Below are 15,985 nucleotides of genomic sequence, written 5' to 3'. Positions count from 1 at the left end.
TTATTTAGTAAATTTTTGTAAATCTTTTTCAATTCTCACTAACATTTCGGTAGCAAGTTTTTTGTATTTTGTTTCAGCATTAAATTTAATCAAATTTGAATGTGCTGCTTTAGCAACAAGTAGTCTTTCTTCCATTTTAGAAGGAATACTATTAATCGCTAGTTGATAAGCAGAATCAAACTTATAAAACAATGCATCTTCTTTAAAAGGTGTTCCTGGATAATCAGAAACAAAGTTATCTAAAGCAACAATAGCCGATTTATAATCTGAAATTGTATTGTATCCTTTAGCGTTTTCGTAAACCTTTTTTTCTGTTTTTTCACTAAGCACTTTTACAGTACTATTTGCTTCCGCTAAATATTGTGAATTAGGATAATTATCAATAAACATTTGTAATTTATCCAAAGCTTTATTAGTACTCGTTTGATCTAAACTATAAACTGGAGATAACATCGCATAACTCTTTGCACCTAAAAAAGCTGCTTCTTGCAATTTTTCACTTCTAGGATATCCTGAAACGAAACTTTCAAATTGGTATCCTGCTAAATAATATTGTTTAGTTTTATAATAAGACTGAGCAAACATGTAAAATAATTTTTCAGCTTGCGGTTTTCCTCTGTAAGCTGGAGCAATTTGTTCGAAAATTCGAATTGCTTTAGTATATTTACCTGAATCATATAATTTAGTTGCCATTTCAAACTTTACAGCAACATCTTCGGATTTTAATGCTTTTTGATACTCATTACAAGAACTAAAAATAGCAACAAGAAGCAATAGAGATATTATTTTTTTCATTTTTTTACTTTTTTCATGATTTCTTGATTGAAACAACCTACGAAATCATACCGAAGTTTCGGTGGCAAATTTAGTTATTAATTTAGCGACTTCAAAATATATTTTTCGTTTAAAAAAACAGTCTTTATTTAAACTTATTTATTGATTTTTTTAACAAATTCATGCAGTCTTTCCGATAAAGAATGATCTACTTGCACGAGTGGTAAACGCACGGTGTTCTCTGAAATTCCCAATGACAGGAAGACTTCCTTAATACCGGCAGGATTTCCTTGTTCAAAAATCATATCAATAGAATCCGATAATAGATATTGATATTTAAAAGCCTCATTTACTTTTTTATTCAGTCCTAAACTAATCATTTCAGAAAATTCTTTTGGAAAACCCTGACCAATTACAGAAATAACTCCTGAACCTCCTGCTAAAACCATTGGTAAAGCAATCATATCATCTCCTGAAATTACAAGAAAATCTTTAGGTTTATCTTTTAATATTCGCATGGCTTGAACAATGTCTCCTGCTGCTTCTTTTATACCAATTACATTTTTGAAATCATTAGCCAAGCGCAATACAGTTGAAGGAAGCATATTACTGGCTGTTCTTCCTGGCACATTATATAAAATAACAGGAATTGGAGATGCCTCTGCAACCGCTTTAAAATGTTGATAAATTCCTTCTTGAGTAGGTTTGTTATAATAAGGAGAAACGGAAAGTATGGCTGCAAATGCAGATAAATCTCTCGTTTTTAGCTCTTCTACTACTTTCATTGTGTTGTTTCCGCCAACGCCTAAAACTAATGGTAAAGTTCCCTTATTAGCTTCGATTACTGTACGAATCACTAATTCTTTTTCCTCTACTGATAACGTAGCATTTTCTGCGGTAGTACCCAAAACTACCAAATATTCAATTCCTCCGTCAATTGAATATTTTACAATTCTTTTTAGAGCTTCTGTGTCTACTGAAAAATCGAGTTTAAAGGGCGTTACAAGAGCTACACCAGTTCCTATTAATGATTGCATATTAGTCTTATATTTTATTTAATAATTTTAAATACTTAAATAACTCCTTTACAAAAATATCATAATCTGTAAGAGTTGTGTTGATCATAAAATGATTCAATCGTTGATCAATTGTTGCAAAACCAACTTTAAATTCGGCTTTTGATTGTTTTGTAATTTGCAATAAAATTGCTCTTTCTACCTCGTAAAAACTGATCAATAGATCCGTTTTTTCATTTATAAATTCACTAACAACTGGATCGACAATTTTTCCGTTCCACGAAATCGCACTGAACCCAAAGGTAGGATAGGTTTCTATGTATGTTTTATTAATCGTATCGCAATACATGATTATTTTAATATTTTCAGACAAAAAACCATTACTAATCAAATCCTTAACAAGACTTTTTGTTTCAGAAAAATTAGTTTTATCAATCAATAAACCTACTTTTTGAATTCTATTATCAGAGAAAATAGCAATTGTATTTTCCAAGTTATTTTTAAATGTTTTTTTTACAATAAAATCCTTTATATATTTTAAAAACATATTACTTTTACTTGGTTACAAAATTAATTAATTAAGTTGCATTTAAATGGTAAATCTAAAAAAGTATAATGACGTTTCTAAACTTTTTGTTATATTCTTAACATTATTTTTAGTCACATCGTGTAGTAAACAAAATTATCAAGTCACTAAGATTGTTGGCAAACAATTTCCTATTACTGAGAAGGAAAATCAAGTTGCTGAAATTGAGAATTTTATAAAACCATACAGAGAACATATTAATAAGGATTTAGACAGTATTCTTGCTTACTGCCCAGTAACACTTGATAAAAGCGGAAAATGGCAATCTACTATTGGTAATCTTATGGCAGATGTTTCTTTAATGCGTGGGAATCTTGTATTTGAAGCAAGAGAAAACAAAAAAATAGATATTTGCTTGCTAAATAGTGGCGGTGTTCGTTCTATACTTCCAAAAGGGAATGTAACCGCTAGAAATGCTTTTGAGATTATGCCGTTTGAAAACAGTATGGTTGTAATTGCTTTAAAAGGAGAGCAAATCAATGAAATGGTTGATTTCTTTATCGCTGATAAAAAGCCACATCCTCTTTCTGGAATAACATTTACAATTGATAAAAACAATCAGTCTAAAAAAATATTAGTCCAAGGAAAACCACTTCAAAAAGAGACTATTTATTATGTAGGAACAAATGATTATTTATCTGATGGTGGCGATAATATGAATTTCTTTAAAAAAGCAGTTCAGAAATTTTATTTAGATTACAAGTTACGAGACATACTTATTGACTATTTTAAGCAAGTAGATACCATTCCAGTAATTACTGATGTTAGAATAACTGTTGAATAGATAAAAGAAGTCTGAAAGAAAGATATTCTTTAGAAACATTACCCCCTAGCCCGATTGAAGCGGCATCCCACGCTTTTTAGCGTGGATACAGCGTAAAGCGGGAAAAAGCTCCTGATTGTTATTTGCCTTATACTGGCGATCACTAAAAATACATAAAATGAAAAGAAGAGAATTTATAGAAAAAACAGCTGCAACTTCAGCTTTATTGAGTTTAGGACTTTCCTTAAGTAGTTTTGAAACCTCAAAGACCAAACACCTTACCATTTTACATACCAATGATGTACACAGTTATATTGATCCATTTCCGGCAGATCATCCGAGAAATGCAAATATGGGAGGTGTAGCCCGCAGAGCAGCATTGATAGAAACAATTAGAAAAGAAAATCCAAACGTACTGCTTCTTGATGCAGGAGATATTTTTCAGGGAACTCCTTATTTTAACTATTATGGAGGAGAATTAGAATTTAAACTAATGAGCATGATGAAATATGATGCCTCTGCTATAGGAAACCATGATTTTGATAACGGTTTACAAGGTTTATATGCTCAACTTCCGCATGCTACCTTCGATTTTATATCGGCTAATTACGATTTTAAAAATACAGTTATGAATGGGTTTGTAAAGCCTTATAAAGTTTTTGATAAAAACGGAATAAAAGTGGGTGTTTTTGGATTGGGAGTTGAATTACAAGGTTTGGTTGATAAAAAAATGTACGGAGAAACAGTTTACAATGATCCTGTAGAAACTGCTCAAGATATGGTTCGTATATTAAAAAAAGAACTGAAATGCGATTTGGTTATCTGTTTGTCTCACATTGGTTACAGTTATAAAAATGAACCTAATAAAATATGTGATTTAAAATTAGCTACTTTAACAAAAGATATTGACATGATAATTGGTGGACATACACACACCTTTCTAGATAAACCAACTATTGTGAAAAATATTGAGGACAAAGACGTACTAGTAAACCAAGTAGGATGTTACGGAATTAATCTTGGAAGAATTGATGTGTTTTTTGATTCGGACAAAAATAAAACACACCAAGGAAGATCAATCGTGGTTTAACTAATGTTTTTCATAGCATTCGTTTCTGCATCTATAACAAAGCGATAGAAAACATAATAAACACCCGCATTTAGCAACATCGCCAATGGTCTAAACACGATTGGCGCTAAGTTAGATAAATAATATTTTTCTATAAAAACAATAAAATATTGTGTCAGAGACAATAATCCAAAAATAAACAACCAAGCATTTTTTTTGTTAGGATCCATTAGATATTCGGATAAAGCGAGACCTCCAATTACAGATATTAGTATGTTTTGAAACACTAGTAGAACGTAACTTTTGGTGTCGATACCAGTAGAAATTAACAAGAGATAGAAAAAAATAAATACAAAAGGGATTATAGCAATAAAAAAAGGAATGTAATCTTTGAGTTTAATTAATTGAATAACATAATAAATTAAAAGGATTCTGTGTACTAAGAAAACGAGTAGACCTAAAAACAATAAATATTGAGTATTGGGTATAAACAAAACATTAGTAATTAAGGAAAGAAAGAGAACTATAAAAAAGAGCCAATTTCGTTTTTTAGACATGTTCCAATAAAGAACCATAATCCCAATTGACAATAATGGTTTAAAAAAAAACAACAAGCCTTTATCAAAAAAGAATTCTATCACTACTTCAATTATCACTATGATAAAAAAAAGTAAAGACAAGCTTTTTCCAATCCTATTTTCATGTTTAAGAGTAAACATAATAATTTGTTTTTTTTCAATTTATAAAATACACCAATTCACCATTAACCACTCATAAAGAGCGACTTAGAGTAAATAAGTTTAATTTAATAATAAATGTACAAATTATTATTCTACTAATTTCATAAATTCAATTTCTGAAATAATAGGAATATTGAGTTTACTAGCTTTCTCCAGTTTTGCTGGTCCCATATTTTCTCCAGCAACCACATAATCCGTTTTGGTAGAAATAGAGCTTCCCACTTTTCCTCCGTTATCTTCAATTGCTTTCTTTAAGTCATCCCGTGAGAATTTTTCAAAAACTCCAGAAACTACAAAGGTTTTATTTGCAAGTTTATTGGTCGCATTTAGATTTATTTTCTCTATAATTTCAAACTGAATTCCATAATTTTTCAATCGCTCTATAATAATTTTATTTTCAGCATTATCAAAAAATTCTATTACACTTTTTGCTATACGTTCGCCTATTTCGTCTACTAAAATCAAATCTGGTAAAGTTGCCTTCCTTAAAGCATCAATAGACTTGTAGTGTTTCGCTAATTTTTTAGCTACAGTTTCACCCACAAAACGAATTCCCAAAGCAAATAATACACTTTCAAATGGTATATTTTTGGAATTTTGAACACCTTTAACCAAATTTTCTGCAGATTTCTGAGCCATTCTTTCTAAAGGAAGAATTTGATCCACTGTTAATTCATACAAATCAGCATAATTATGAACCAACCCATTATTGAATAATAGCGCAACGGTTTCACCACCTAGTCCTTCAATATCCATTGCTTTTCTAGAAATATAATGTTGAATTCTGCCAATAATTTGCGGAGGACAACCATAAAAATTAGGACAGTAATGATTGGCCTCACCATCATTGCGAACCAATAAAGTTTCACATTCTGGACAATGGGTAATGTATTTTGTGCGTTCTGAATTCTGTGGTCTTTTACTTAAATCTACTGCAATTATTTTAGGTATAATTTCACCTCCTTTTTCTACAAAAACAGTATCATCAACTCTGATATCGAGTTTTTCTATTTGATCAGCATTATGTAAAGAAGCTCTTTTTACAATGGTTCCTGCTAATTGTACAGGCTCTAGATTAGCAACAGGAGTTATTGCTCCTGTGCGTCCTACTTGATAAGAAATTGAATTTAATTTTGTAGAAACTTGTTCTGATTTGAACTTATAAGCAATTGCCCAACGTGGCGATTTAGCCGTAAAACCCAATTCATCTTGGTAATGAAAAGAATTAACCTTTACCACTACTCCATCCGTTTCATAAGGAAGATTGTGTCTATGTATATCCCAATAATCAATAAATTCAAAAACCTCCTGCAAATTTCGAGCCAATTTAGCTTCTTTAGGCGCTTTGAACCCCCAGTTTCTAGCGACTTCTAGTCCTTCAAATTGAGATTTAAAAGGAAGATTGTTACCTACTAAAAAATACAACAAACAATCTAACGGACGTTTTGCTACTTCGGCACTATCTTGTAATTTTAAACTTCCTGAAGCTGTATTTCTAGGATTAGAATAAGGTGTTTCACCTATTTCAATCAATTCCTGATTCATTTTTTCGAACCCAGCAAATGGCAAAATAATCTCTCCACGAACATCAAACTTTTCAGGGAAATTTCCTTTCAGTTTTAATGGAACTGATTTTATAGTTTTAATATTATTGGTAACATCATCACCTTGAAAACCATCTCCGCGAGTTACCGCACGTTTTAGAATTCCATTTTCATAAGTAATACTAATTGATGCGCCGTCGTATTTTAATTCACACGTATATTCTAAAGGAACGTCTCCTAATACTTTTTGAATTCGTTTTTCCCAATCTAATAATTCTTCTTTAGAATAAGAATTATCAAGAGAATACATGCGTTGTTGATGCGCAACTGTTTGAAAGTTTTTGGTTATAGCACCACCTACTCTTTGTGTTGGAGAATTTTCATCAAAGTATTCAGGATACTGATTTTCAAGTTCTTGAAGTTGTTTTAATTTCAAGTCAAAATCATAATCAGAAATTAATGCTTCATCTAACACATAGTAATTATAATTGTGTTGATTTAATTCCTCTCTGAGAGTCTGAATTGTATTTTGGATGTCCATATAAAATAAAAATTGGCTATTTTAGTTTCTGTAAAAGCGTACTAAAATAACCAATTTAAAAATAAAAACACTAAAATTACGACTCAATAATCGAATTTATTTGTTTGTACAAAAGTCCATCACTCAAAAATGCACCTTGCTGAATCAATGCAAAAAGAGAAGTGTTTCGATCTTCTGTAAATTCTTTCTTTCCTATTTTCATTTCAATAGTATCGGTAAACATATTGTCGCTTAACCACTGCAATCCTTCTTTAGTTAAAAAATCAGTCTCGGGAACCAAAGACTTCAACACGATAGATTGTACGTGGGTATCAAAACATTGAAAAAGAAAAATATGATTTTTAGAAAAATGCTCTAAAAATTCTGCTTTTGTAAGAACGCCTTCCCAAACCAAATCAGAAAAAACATCTAATTCTTGTTCAGCCACTTCTGGTTTTTCTTTTTTAATGGTATCCCATTCTGCTTTATCAATAGTTTGCGTCGCTAGGAAAGTACTAAATTCCTGATTTAGTTTCTCAAATTGTTCTTTAGTTAATCTGGAGTATTTCATAATAGTAAATTTTGCCGCTAAGGCATTAAAGCGCGAAGAAATTTTTTATGACTTGTAATTATAATCACTTTTTCACGAAATTGAAAAGAATTTTAAAATGGTGTTGAAATAAAATTATTTTCAAGAAAAAAAATCAATTTCTTCGGTATTTCGTGAGGTAATTAAAACAAAAAAAATCCCGACTTTCATCGGGATTTAGATATCTAAATATAGAAATTATGCTTTTTCAGCAACAATTTCATAATCCAATTCAACGATTACATCTCTATGTAAACGAACGTTAGCAGTATATTTACCAGTACGTTTAACGATTCCGCTAGTGATGAATTTTCTATCGATTGTTTGTCCACCTTTAGCTAAAGCTGCAGCGATATCAATATTCGTGATTGAACCGAATAATTTTTCACCACCTGCTTTCGCGAAGATTTTAATTTCGATAGCTTTTAAAGCTTCTGCTAATGCTTTTGCATCTGCAACAACTTTAGCTTCTTTGTGCGCTCTTTGTTTTAGGTTTTCAGCCAATACTTTCTTTGCAGAAGAAGTAGCTAAATGTGCTTGACCAGTTGGGATCAAAAAGTTACGACCGTAACCATTTTTTACCGTAACGATATCATCTTTAAATCCTAAATTCTGAACGTCTTGTCTTAAAATAAGTTCCATGTTGTTGTCCTTGTATTATAGAAGTTAGGTTTCATATTTCAGAAAACCAACAAACTTTGTTAAATATTATTTTAGTAAATCCGCCACGTATGGCATTAAAGCTAAGTGACGAGCTCTTTTTACAGCAACTGAAACTTTTCTTTGGTATTTTAATGAAGTTCCAGTTAAACGACGTGGAAGAATTTTTCCTTGTTCGTTTACGAATTTCAATAAGAAATCAGCATCTTTATAATCAATATATTTGATACCTGATTTTTTGAAACGACAATACTTTTTTTGTTTGTTTGTCTCTATATTCAAAGGCGTAAGATATCTAATATCCCCGTCTTTTTTTCCTGAAGCCGATTGTTGTAGTGTAGCCATGATTACGCTTTTGTTGCTTTTAATTTAGTTCTTCTTCTTTCCGCCCAAGAAATTGCGTGTTTGTCTAAACTTACAGTTAAGAAACGCATAATTCTTTCGTCACGTCTAAATTCAGTTTCAAAAGCAATAAGAACTTCTCCTGGTACTTTGAATTCGAATAAATGGTAAAAACCAGATTTTTTGTTTTGAATTTCGTAAGCCATTTTTTTAAGACCCCAATCTTCTTTCGATACCATTTCTGCTCCTCTACTAGTAAGAAAATCTTCAAATTTGCTTACTGTTTCCTTTACCTGTGTGTCAGATAAAACGGGATTTAAAATGAAAACAGTTTCATAATGATTCATAAAAATATATTTATATGTTATTTTGGGTGCAAAAGTAATCAATATTTTTAAACAAACAAGTCTTAACTCCTTTTATTCGACGAATGACTAAAAAAAAGGAAATTCACTTGGTTTTTTTCAAATAAAAAAAGTATGTTTACGTAGCCAAATCTAAAAATTCATTATTTATGAAACTAAACTGTGTCGTAGTGGATGATAGTTCTATCCAGAGAATGATAATAGCTAAGTTAGTTAATAATCATCAAAATTTGAACTTAATAGGCGACTTCTCTAATGCTATAGAAGCCAAGAATTGTATGGCTATACATAACGTTGACTTGATTTTTCTTGATATTGAGATGCCTGTTATTAGTGGCTTTGATTTTCTTGATGGTTTAAAAGTAAAACCTCAAATTATCTTTATCACTTCTAAGGCTGAATATGCTATGAAAGCTTTTGATTATGATGCAACAGATTACCTTCAAAAGCCTATTGCCATTGATCGTTTTAATTCGTCAGTAAAAAGAGCTATTGATTCTCACTTATTAAAAAAAGACAATAAAGAAGAAGAAGGAGAACATATATTTATTAAAAGTAATTTAAAAAAATTAAAAATTTTCACTTCTAAAATTAAGTGGATTGAAGCTTTTGGTGATTACGTTAGAGTTGTAACCGAAGACGATAGCAATCTAGTCCTTTCGACGATGAAATCTTTTGAGAATGATTTATCAAAAGAAAAATTTGTCAGAGTACATAAGTCTTACATCATCAATATTGATAAAGTAGAGCGTTTTAATAGCAAGTATGCCGAAATTGGAATGACTAAAATACCTTTAAGTAGACACAAGAAAGAAGACTTAGTCAAAGCGCTTTCATTCTCTTAAAAGAATAAAATCAATAAATTATAAATCCCCCATTTTTTTTAATTAAAAAAAATGGGGGATTTTATTTATAAGTCATCAATAATCTCTAATAGTAGTAATATCAAATAATCTTTTTTAGTAAAAGTCAACATTCAGCATTACTTTTATAGCCCTATATTGAGCAACCGCTTCAAAACTATTCAACATTTTCTGAATAGTAATTTTTGTAGCACCTATAGAAGTATTTTGAGGTATTTTAATGATAATGGTGCGGATGTATTCATTTCTAATTCTGCTTATAAGTGGCTCTTCTGGGCCTAAAACAGGCATATTCAAATTTTGACTCATTACTTGATACAACCACATTGCACCTTCTTTTAATTTGTCATAATCCCTTTGTTTCAATGTTAATTTGATGATCCTAAAATACGGTGGATATTTATAAATTTGTCGGTCATAAAGCTGCTCTTTATACATTCCAACATAATCATTATTTGCCACTTGTTGTATCGTATTATGATTTGGATTATAAGTTTGTATAATAACTTTGCCTTGTTTTTCAGCTCTTCCTGCTCTTCCAGCAACTTGTGTTAACATTTGAAAACTTCTCTCAAAAGCTCTAAAATCCGGATGGTATAACATATTATCAGCATTCATAACTCCTACCAAACTTACATTATCAAAATCCAATCCTTTAGCTAGCATTTGCGTACCTACTAAAATATCTATTTCTCTATTCTTGAAACTATCAATAATTTTTTCGAAACCAAACTTTCCCCTAGTCGAATCTTGATCCATTCTCCCTATTTTAGAACTTGGAAAAATAGAAAGTAATTCTTGCTCTATTTGTTCGGTTCCAAAACCTTTAGTGGTCAAATCTATACTCGAACAGGCATGACAATTCGTTGGTTTTGCCATGGTATAACCACAATAATGGCATCGCAATTGATTTTTATGTTTGTGATACGTTAAGCTCACATCACATTGTTGACACTGCGGAACGTGACCGCAAGTAATACACTCTACAATGGGCGAATAGCCTCTTCTGTTTTGAAATAAAATAACTTGTTCGCCTAATGACAAAGCTGTTGTAATTTCAGCAATTAAAACATCGCTGAAATGTCCAGTCATTTTCTTTCGGAAATATTTATCTTTAAGATCTACTAATTCAATAATAGGCATCATAACATTTCCGTATCGTTTTGACACTTCTACTAAACCAAATTTTTCAGATGTAGCATTAAAATAGGTTTCTAAACTAGGCGTCGCTGAACCCAATAAAACTTTTGCTTTGTGCGAATGAGCCAATACTATTGCTGCATCACGCGCATGATAACGAGGCGCAGGATCAACTTGCTTGAAGGTTTGCTCATGCTCCTCATCAACAATTATAAATCCTAAATTATCAAATGGTAAGAATAAAGAAGACCTTGCTCCTATTACTACTTGTGCTTTTTCAGAATTTTGCAATACTTGATTCCAAACTTCGATGCGTTCATTGTTATTGTATTTCGAATGGAAAACAGCTACTTTATTTCCAAAATAAGCTCTTAATCGACCTACTAATTGTGTTGTCAAAGCAATTTCTGGTAATAAATACAAGATTTGTTTTCCGCTTGCTAGATATTCTTCAATAAGTTTGATGTAGATTTCAGTTTTTCCACTAGAAGTAACACCATGAAGTAAGCAAACCTCTTTTTGAATAAAACTCTCTTTTATAGCAACAAAGGCATTTTGCTGTGCCTCACTTAATTCTAATTCTTTTTCGTTTATCTTGCCTTTAAAATTCACTCTATCTTCCTGCAAGAAATAATCTTCAAAAATCTCCTTTTCTATCAGAGCTTTAACAATTGCAGAAGAAGAATTAGCCTCTTCTACTAGTTTTTTGACTGTTATCGGTTTTTTTTCGGTTGCGCTTAATTGAAAATAACGCATTACGATTTCCTTTTGCTTATTAGCACTTTTAAGGATTTCAAGCAATTCACTTAAACCTTGATTAGAATCATATTTAGGATGCAAACGAATGTACCGAACGAGCTTAGGTTTGTAGCTTTCTTGTATTTCTTCGTGAAGAATTAAGATATTTTTATCTATTAATTTTTGAATTACAGGAAAAATATTCTTCTTGTTTAATATTGCAATTATATCTTGAACTTTTAATGAATTTTGCTGCTGTAAAGCTTCATAAATTAGAAACTCATCATCAGAAAGCAGACTAGTATCGACAAAAAAATCCGTTTTTTGAGAAATAAGGGTTTCACTTTCTAGCAAAAGCGCACTAGGCATTGCCCCTCTATAAACATCTCCAATAGCGCACATATAATAAGAAGCAATCCATTGCCAATGGGCTATTTGAATTGGAGTAACTATAGGTCTTTCATCTAAAATTTGATGAATCTCTTTCGCTTCGTATAACGCAGGTTTGTTTTGATGAATTTCAATAACTAAAGCCGTATATATTTTACTTTTTCCAAAAGGAACGGCGACCCTCATTCCTGTTTTAATGTAATGAAACTCTGTTTCAGAAACACTATAAGTAAATGTTTTAGCCAAGGAAAGTGGCAAAATGACCTCTACAAAATACATCTATAATTAATTATGAGTTATGAATTGAGTTATGAATTGAATCTTTACTCTAAACTCATAACTCACAATTTAAATTTATTTTACTCTTTGCCAAGTTTGCGTTCTTCCAAATAAAGAAAGACCAATATAACCACGCACTTTTAATTTATCATTTCCTTCTAAGGCTAAAAAGCATTTGTAAGTCTTTCCAGAAACAGGATCTAGAATTTTTCCTGAATTGTATTCGCTACCATCTTTTGACAAACCTTTTATAATTACAAGTCCCATTACAGGCTTGTTTTTATCTTCGCCTGTACAATTAGTACATAAGTTTTTTTTCTTGTCTGCATCTAAAATATCTACAACTTTACCGTAAACTTTACCGGAATGCTCATAGATTTCGACAATAGACTTAGCTTTACCGGTCTCGTCGTCAATAGTTTTCCATTTTCCCATGACCGTATTTCCTTGAGCATAAAAAGCCATTGAAACAAATAGAGAGAGGATTGTGATTGTGTTTTTCATTTTTTTTTGTTTTTAAGTCCTGAAGTTCCTAAGATTGTTGAGAAAATTTTCTCCTAATTTGGTAAATGAAATAATCATGCCAAGATTTCAATCTTTCTCAAACAGGAAATAGCTCCTAATAGTAAAAGCTATTTTAATTTAGTTAGTTATTATTTTTTGTTTTTAATTTATTTACGGTCGCATTTAGTTCAAAGCCTAATAATAAGATCATACAATTGATCCAAATGTAAAACATCAAAACCAATAATGTTCCTATTGACCCATATAATTCATTATATTTTGAGAATTTTGTTACCCAAATTCCAAAAAAATAAGAATCTAAAACTATCAGGATTGTTGTAAATACAGATCCGATAGATATAAAAGCTCTGTTTTTAACTTGTTTTGTTCCAAACTTAAAAAGGATTGAAGTGGTAACTAAAATCATCAAAATAACAAACGCATAACGTCCTAAAACAATGAGTTGTACTTGATCACTAAATACTGTTTGTTGCAAAACAACCTCAAAAACTACAATTGTAGAAACCGTAACTATTAATAACAAGGACAAAAGCAACGACATACTCAATGCTACTAAATATTGGCGCACAAAACCTCTTTTTACGAGAACATGTCTTGAAGTTTCAAAACCACCTAAAATTCCATTTAATCCATTTGCCATTAAAAAAATGGATAACATAAATCCAGAAGATAATAATCCCGAATCACTATTATTCAGAATATCATTAATGATTTTATAAATTGCATCATAAGTATTTGGAGGAACACCATCCTTAACAAACATTAAAAAATCTTCCTGAAAGCCTGTAATAGGTATAAAAGGAATTAAATTTAAAATAAAAAGAGCAAATGGAAATAATGCCATAAAGAAACTAAAGGCAATTGCGCTCGCATGATAAGTCAAAGCACTTTCTACAATTCCTAAACCATAGAGTTCTAATAAATCATACAAAGACAAACCTTCCAACCAAGGGAGTTTTATCTTTTTTAGACCATGAACAAGATTCCGAATGATTGGAATTTTTTCAATTTTAGCTTCAATTTCTACACTCATATTGCTTTTAAACTCAAATCCATATTATATACGGAATGCGTTAAGGCACCAGAAGAAATATAGTTCACTCCACATTCTGCATACTGCCGAATTGTGTTCTCATTTATATTACCGGATGATTCTGTTAAGCATTTGTTACCAATCATAGCGATAGCTTTTTTAGTATCCTCAAAATTAAAATTGTCTATCAAAATACGATAAACGCCTTCACTTCTTAATATTTCATCAATTTCATCTAAATTTCTAGCTTCAATTATTATTTTTAAATCTAAGTTCTTTTCTTTTAAATATTTTTTTGTTTTGGCTATTGCCAAAGTAATTCCACCAGCAAAATCGATATGATTGTCTTTTAACATTACCATGTCATAGAGAGCAAAACGGTGATTTTCTCCACCTCCTATTTTAACTGCCCATTTTTCACAAGCTCTAAAACCTGGTGTTGTTTTTCTAGTGTCCAATACTTTAGTTTTGGTACCTTCTAACAAATGCACGTATTTTTTTGTTTTTGTTGCGATAGCCGACATGCGTTGCATCGAATTTAAAACTACCCTTTCTGCCTTTAATATTGATTGGGAACTTCCTGAAACATGAAAAACAACATCTCCTTTTTTAACAGTAGCTCCATCTGCTATAAAAGTCTCTATTTGCATATTAGGATCTACATATTCAAAAATCATTTTTGCAAAAGCTACTCCAGCAATAATACCGTCTTCTTTGACCAGTAATTTTGCTTTGCCTGTAGCTGAATCTGGAATGCATGCCAAAGAACTATAATCTCCAGGACCTACATCTTCGAGAATAGCATTTTTTATTATTAGATCTAATTCTTGCTTGAATTGTTTTTCGCTAATCATTTTTACATAAAATTTATGGAAGGCTAAAGTAATGTATATTTTGTGGATTTGAAAATTTGTAAAGTTAGAAATGCTACAAATTTTTAAAAATCTCTCTAACAAAACAATTTAAGAAATAAGAAAAGCAAAATGAATTATAATATTTTTGGGTTTACTGTTTAAAATCATATATTTGAAAATAGTAATTTAAAACCCATTTTAAAAAAAACATTTAATGAGATATTATTTAACTCTAATTTTTGCAACATCACTATTAATGAGTTCTTGTAAAAAAGAAGATACCCTAGATAACAATACGATTAAGACCACTGTTGTTCCTTTTACAGAAGTTGGCAATCAAATGAAAGCTCAACAATCTCAAGCAAACGCACAACAGCAACAAGTGGTAACCAATAATTCAGTTGCTCCTGCTCCAGTTGCAAAAGGAATGAATCCAGAACATGGACAACCAGGACATCGTTGTGATATTCCAGTTGGTGCACCATTAAATTCTCCTGCTGCAGCAAAAAATCAGCAAAGTGCTCCTGCTCCTACAATGACTTACACTACTACTGCTACAGCTTCTGAAACAGTTGTTACTGCTGAAGGAATGAACCCACCACACGGTCAAGCCAATCATAGATGTGACATTGCTGTTGGTGAACCGTTACCTAAAGAATAAATTTATAACTATAAATAGGCTATCAAAATGCAACCAATTACGCTATTTAAATTTCATGAAAACTGTGAAATTTCCCTCTGGAAAGTGGTAAATGATAGTGTAATGGGAGGCATATCAGAAAGTAAAATAAATTTGAATATTAAACATCATGGTTCTTTTGAAGGAATGGTTTCATTAGAAAACAATGGTGGATTTTGTTCTGTTAAATATGCTTTTGAGCCCATTATTCTAGACAAAAACAAAATAATTTGCCTTTACATAAAAGGCGATGGAAAAATATATCAGTTTAGATTAAAAAACAGTAAAAGTGATTCTCATTCCTATATTTATAGTTTTGAAACCAATGGAGATTGGCAAAACATTGAAATTCCAATCACTGAATTCCAACCTTATTTTAGAGGTAGAAAATTAGACTTACCTAATTATGATGGTTCAAATTTAGAGGAAATTGCATTTTTAATAGGCAATAAAAAAAGAGAACATTTTGAATTGCTTATTGATCAAATTCTGATAAAATAAATTAACACCTTTTAA

The 15,985-nt window shown here is 30.9% G+C and carries 18 protein-coding genes; 5 read left to right on the top strand and 13 right to left on the bottom strand.

All coding sequences use genetic code 11. From position 1 onward, the window contains the following. The 3 genes from J3S90_RS11515 to J3S90_RS11505 all read right to left on the bottom strand — a co-directional run bounded on the left by J3S90_RS11515 (window position 1) and on the right by J3S90_RS11505 (window position 2,337). Window positions 1–795, bottom strand: a complete 795-nt coding sequence (locus J3S90_RS11515) for an outer membrane protein assembly factor BamD (protein ID WP_210646309.1) — start codon at window positions 793–795, stop codon at window positions 1–3. Window positions 796–929: 134 nt separating this feature from the next. After that, window positions 930–1,811, bottom strand: coding sequence for a 4-hydroxy-tetrahydrodipicolinate synthase (dapA, locus tag J3S90_RS11510; protein ID WP_210646308.1), 882 nt, complete (start codon window positions 1,809–1,811; stop codon window positions 930–932). Window positions 1,812–1,818: 7 nt separating this feature from the next. Beyond that, the gene (locus tag J3S90_RS11505) at window positions 1,819–2,337 is read right to left on the bottom strand and encodes a DUF6913 domain-containing protein (protein WP_210646307.1); all 519 of its coding nucleotides are present in this window, start codon (window positions 2,335–2,337) and stop codon (window positions 1,819–1,821) included. Window positions 2,338–2,383: 46 nt separating this feature from the next. Here J3S90_RS11505 and J3S90_RS11500 point away from each other — a divergent pair, with 46 nt between their 5' ends. Together J3S90_RS11500 and J3S90_RS11495 are read left to right on the top strand one after the other, a co-directional pair. Then, window positions 2,384–3,160, top strand: coding sequence for a 5'-nucleotidase C-terminal domain-containing protein (locus J3S90_RS11500; RefSeq protein ID WP_210646306.1), 777 nt, complete (start codon window positions 2,384–2,386; stop codon window positions 3,158–3,160). Window positions 3,161–3,317: 157 nt separating this feature from the next. Further along, complete coding sequence (locus J3S90_RS11495) at window positions 3,318–4,229, top strand: bifunctional metallophosphatase/5'-nucleotidase (protein WP_210646305.1); 912 nt, start codon at window positions 3,318–3,320, stop codon at window positions 4,227–4,229. Here the strand turns inward: J3S90_RS11495 and J3S90_RS11490 are convergent. From J3S90_RS11490 to rpsF, 6 genes are all read right to left on the bottom strand, one after another. Then, the gene (locus tag J3S90_RS11490) at window positions 4,226–4,927 is read right to left on the bottom strand and encodes a hypothetical protein (RefSeq protein WP_210646304.1); all 702 of its coding nucleotides are present in this window, start codon (window positions 4,925–4,927) and stop codon (window positions 4,226–4,228) included. The two genes, J3S90_RS11495 and J3S90_RS11490, sit on opposite strands and share 4 nt — an antisense overlap. 108 nt (window positions 4,928–5,035) lie before the next feature. Beyond that, a complete protein-coding gene (gene ligA, locus J3S90_RS11485; RefSeq protein ID WP_210646303.1) occupies window positions 5,036–7,033 on the bottom strand; it encodes an NAD-dependent DNA ligase LigA in 1,998 nt (665 codons plus the stop codon). A gap of 76 nt (window positions 7,034–7,109) precedes the next feature. Beyond that, entirely contained in the window at window positions 7,110–7,583 is a 474-nt protein-coding gene (locus J3S90_RS11480; protein ID WP_210646302.1) for a DUF6495 family protein, read from the bottom strand. 216 nt (window positions 7,584–7,799) lie between these two features. Beyond that, window positions 7,800–8,243 carry a 50S ribosomal protein L9 gene (rplI, locus tag J3S90_RS11475; RefSeq protein ID WP_210646301.1) on the bottom strand — a complete coding sequence of 148 codons (444 nt, stop codon included), beginning with the start codon at window positions 8,241–8,243 and terminating at the stop codon, window positions 7,800–7,802. A 66-nt stretch (window positions 8,244–8,309) separates the two neighbouring features. Continuing rightward, window positions 8,310–8,606 carry a 30S ribosomal protein S18 gene (gene rpsR / locus J3S90_RS11470; protein WP_066077030.1) on the bottom strand — a complete coding sequence of 99 codons (297 nt, stop codon included), beginning with the start codon at window positions 8,604–8,606 and terminating at the stop codon, window positions 8,310–8,312. A 2-nt stretch (window positions 8,607–8,608) separates the two neighbouring features. After that, window positions 8,609–8,950, bottom strand: a complete 342-nt coding sequence (rpsF, locus tag J3S90_RS11465) for a 30S ribosomal protein S6 (RefSeq protein WP_188050438.1) — start codon at window positions 8,948–8,950, stop codon at window positions 8,609–8,611. Between the two features lie 167 nt (window positions 8,951–9,117). Between rpsF and J3S90_RS11460 the strand changes: the two genes are divergently transcribed. Continuing rightward, window positions 9,118–9,813: a LytR/AlgR family response regulator transcription factor gene (locus tag J3S90_RS11460; protein ID WP_188050437.1), complete on the top strand. Its 696-nt coding sequence runs from the start codon at window positions 9,118–9,120 to the stop codon at window positions 9,811–9,813. A gap of 114 nt (window positions 9,814–9,927) precedes the next feature. On the opposite strand, the gene priA is transcribed toward J3S90_RS11460, so the two are convergent. The 4 genes from priA to nadC all read right to left on the bottom strand — a co-directional run bounded on the left by priA (window position 9,928) and on the right by nadC (window position 14,790). Continuing rightward, window positions 9,928–12,378 carry a replication restart helicase PriA gene (priA, locus tag J3S90_RS11455; RefSeq protein WP_210646300.1) on the bottom strand — a complete coding sequence of 817 codons (2,451 nt, stop codon included), beginning with the start codon at window positions 12,376–12,378 and terminating at the stop codon, window positions 9,928–9,930. Window positions 12,379–12,453: 75 nt separating this feature from the next. After that, complete coding sequence (locus J3S90_RS11450; RefSeq protein ID WP_210646299.1) at window positions 12,454–12,882, bottom strand: DUF2147 domain-containing protein; 429 nt, start codon at window positions 12,880–12,882, stop codon at window positions 12,454–12,456. Between the two features lie 142 nt (window positions 12,883–13,024). Beyond that, window positions 13,025–13,936, bottom strand: coding sequence for a YihY/virulence factor BrkB family protein (locus J3S90_RS11445; RefSeq protein ID WP_188050434.1), 912 nt, complete (start codon window positions 13,934–13,936; stop codon window positions 13,025–13,027). Next, on the bottom strand, window positions 13,933–14,790 hold the full coding sequence (gene nadC, locus J3S90_RS11440) for a carboxylating nicotinate-nucleotide diphosphorylase (protein WP_210646298.1): 858 nt from the start codon (window positions 14,788–14,790) through the stop codon (window positions 13,933–13,935). The genes J3S90_RS11445 and nadC overlap by 4 nt, the downstream gene beginning before the upstream one ends. 214 nt (window positions 14,791–15,004) lie before the next feature. On the opposite strand from nadC, the gene J3S90_RS11435 reads away from it, so the two are divergent. Further along, window positions 15,005–15,451 carry a hypothetical protein gene (locus J3S90_RS11435; RefSeq protein ID WP_210646297.1) on the top strand — a complete coding sequence of 149 codons (447 nt, stop codon included), beginning with the start codon at window positions 15,005–15,007 and terminating at the stop codon, window positions 15,449–15,451. 27 nt (window positions 15,452–15,478) lie between these two features. Beyond that, window positions 15,479–15,970 carry a CIA30 family protein gene (locus tag J3S90_RS11430; RefSeq protein WP_210646296.1) on the top strand — a complete coding sequence of 164 codons (492 nt, stop codon included), beginning with the start codon at window positions 15,479–15,481 and terminating at the stop codon, window positions 15,968–15,970. Window positions 15,971–15,985: the final 15 nt, after the last annotated feature.

This window comes from Flavobacterium flabelliforme (assembly GCF_017948675.1).
GTDB classification, from domain to species: domain Bacteria; phylum Bacteroidota; class Bacteroidia; order Flavobacteriales; family Flavobacteriaceae; genus Flavobacterium; species Flavobacterium pygoscelis.
The sequence above is the reverse complement of the archived record's forward strand: the minus strand, read 5'-3'. Positions and strand labels throughout refer to the sequence as shown.

Excerpts from the sequence above, each read along its gene's own strand:
- dapA (WP_210646308.1), bottom strand. The coding sequence starts at position 1,811 with ATGCAATCATTAATAGGAACTGGTGTAGCTCTTGTAACGCCCTTTAAA.
- J3S90_RS11450 (WP_210646299.1), bottom strand. The coding sequence starts at position 12,882 with ATGAAAAACACAATCACAATCCTCTCTCTATTTGTTTCAATGGCTTTT.
- J3S90_RS11500 (WP_210646306.1), top strand. The coding sequence starts at position 2,384 with ATGGTAAATCTAAAAAAGTATAATGACGTTTCTAAACTTTTTGTTATA.
- J3S90_RS11505 (WP_210646307.1), bottom strand. The coding sequence starts at position 2,337 with ATGTTTTTAAAATATATAAAGGATTTTATTGTAAAAAAAACATTTAAA.
- ligA (WP_210646303.1), bottom strand. The coding sequence starts at position 7,033 with ATGGACATCCAAAATACAATTCAGACTCTCAGAGAGGAATTAAATCAA.
- nadC (WP_210646298.1), bottom strand. The coding sequence starts at position 14,790 with ATGATTAGCGAAAAACAATTCAAGCAAGAATTAGATCTAATAATAAAA.
- J3S90_RS11515 (WP_210646309.1), bottom strand. The coding sequence starts at position 795 with ATGAAAAAAATAATATCTCTATTGCTTCTTGTTGCTATTTTTAGTTCT.
- priA (WP_210646300.1), bottom strand. The coding sequence starts at position 12,378 with ATGTATTTTGTAGAGGTCATTTTGCCACTTTCCTTGGCTAAAACATTT.
- rpsR (WP_066077030.1), bottom strand. The coding sequence starts at position 8,606 with ATGGCTACACTACAACAATCGGCTTCAGGAAAAAAAGACGGGGATATT.
- J3S90_RS11430 (WP_210646296.1), top strand. The coding sequence starts at position 15,479 with ATGCAACCAATTACGCTATTTAAATTTCATGAAAACTGTGAAATTTCC.
- J3S90_RS11480 (WP_210646302.1), bottom strand. The coding sequence starts at position 7,583 with ATGAAATACTCCAGATTAACTAAAGAACAATTTGAGAAACTAAATCAG.
- rpsF (WP_188050438.1), bottom strand. The coding sequence starts at position 8,950 with ATGAATCATTATGAAACTGTTTTCATTTTAAATCCCGTTTTATCTGAC.
- rplI (WP_210646301.1), bottom strand. The coding sequence starts at position 8,243 with ATGGAACTTATTTTAAGACAAGACGTTCAGAATTTAGGATTTAAAGAT.
- J3S90_RS11445 (WP_188050434.1), bottom strand. The coding sequence starts at position 13,936 with ATGAGTGTAGAAATTGAAGCTAAAATTGAAAAAATTCCAATCATTCGG.
- J3S90_RS11460 (WP_188050437.1), top strand. The coding sequence starts at position 9,118 with ATGAAACTAAACTGTGTCGTAGTGGATGATAGTTCTATCCAGAGAATG.
- J3S90_RS11495 (WP_210646305.1), top strand. The coding sequence starts at position 3,318 with ATGAAAAGAAGAGAATTTATAGAAAAAACAGCTGCAACTTCAGCTTTA.
- J3S90_RS11435 (WP_210646297.1), top strand. The coding sequence starts at position 15,005 with ATGAGATATTATTTAACTCTAATTTTTGCAACATCACTATTAATGAGT.
- J3S90_RS11490 (WP_210646304.1), bottom strand. The coding sequence starts at position 4,927 with ATGTTTACTCTTAAACATGAAAATAGGATTGGAAAAAGCTTGTCTTTA.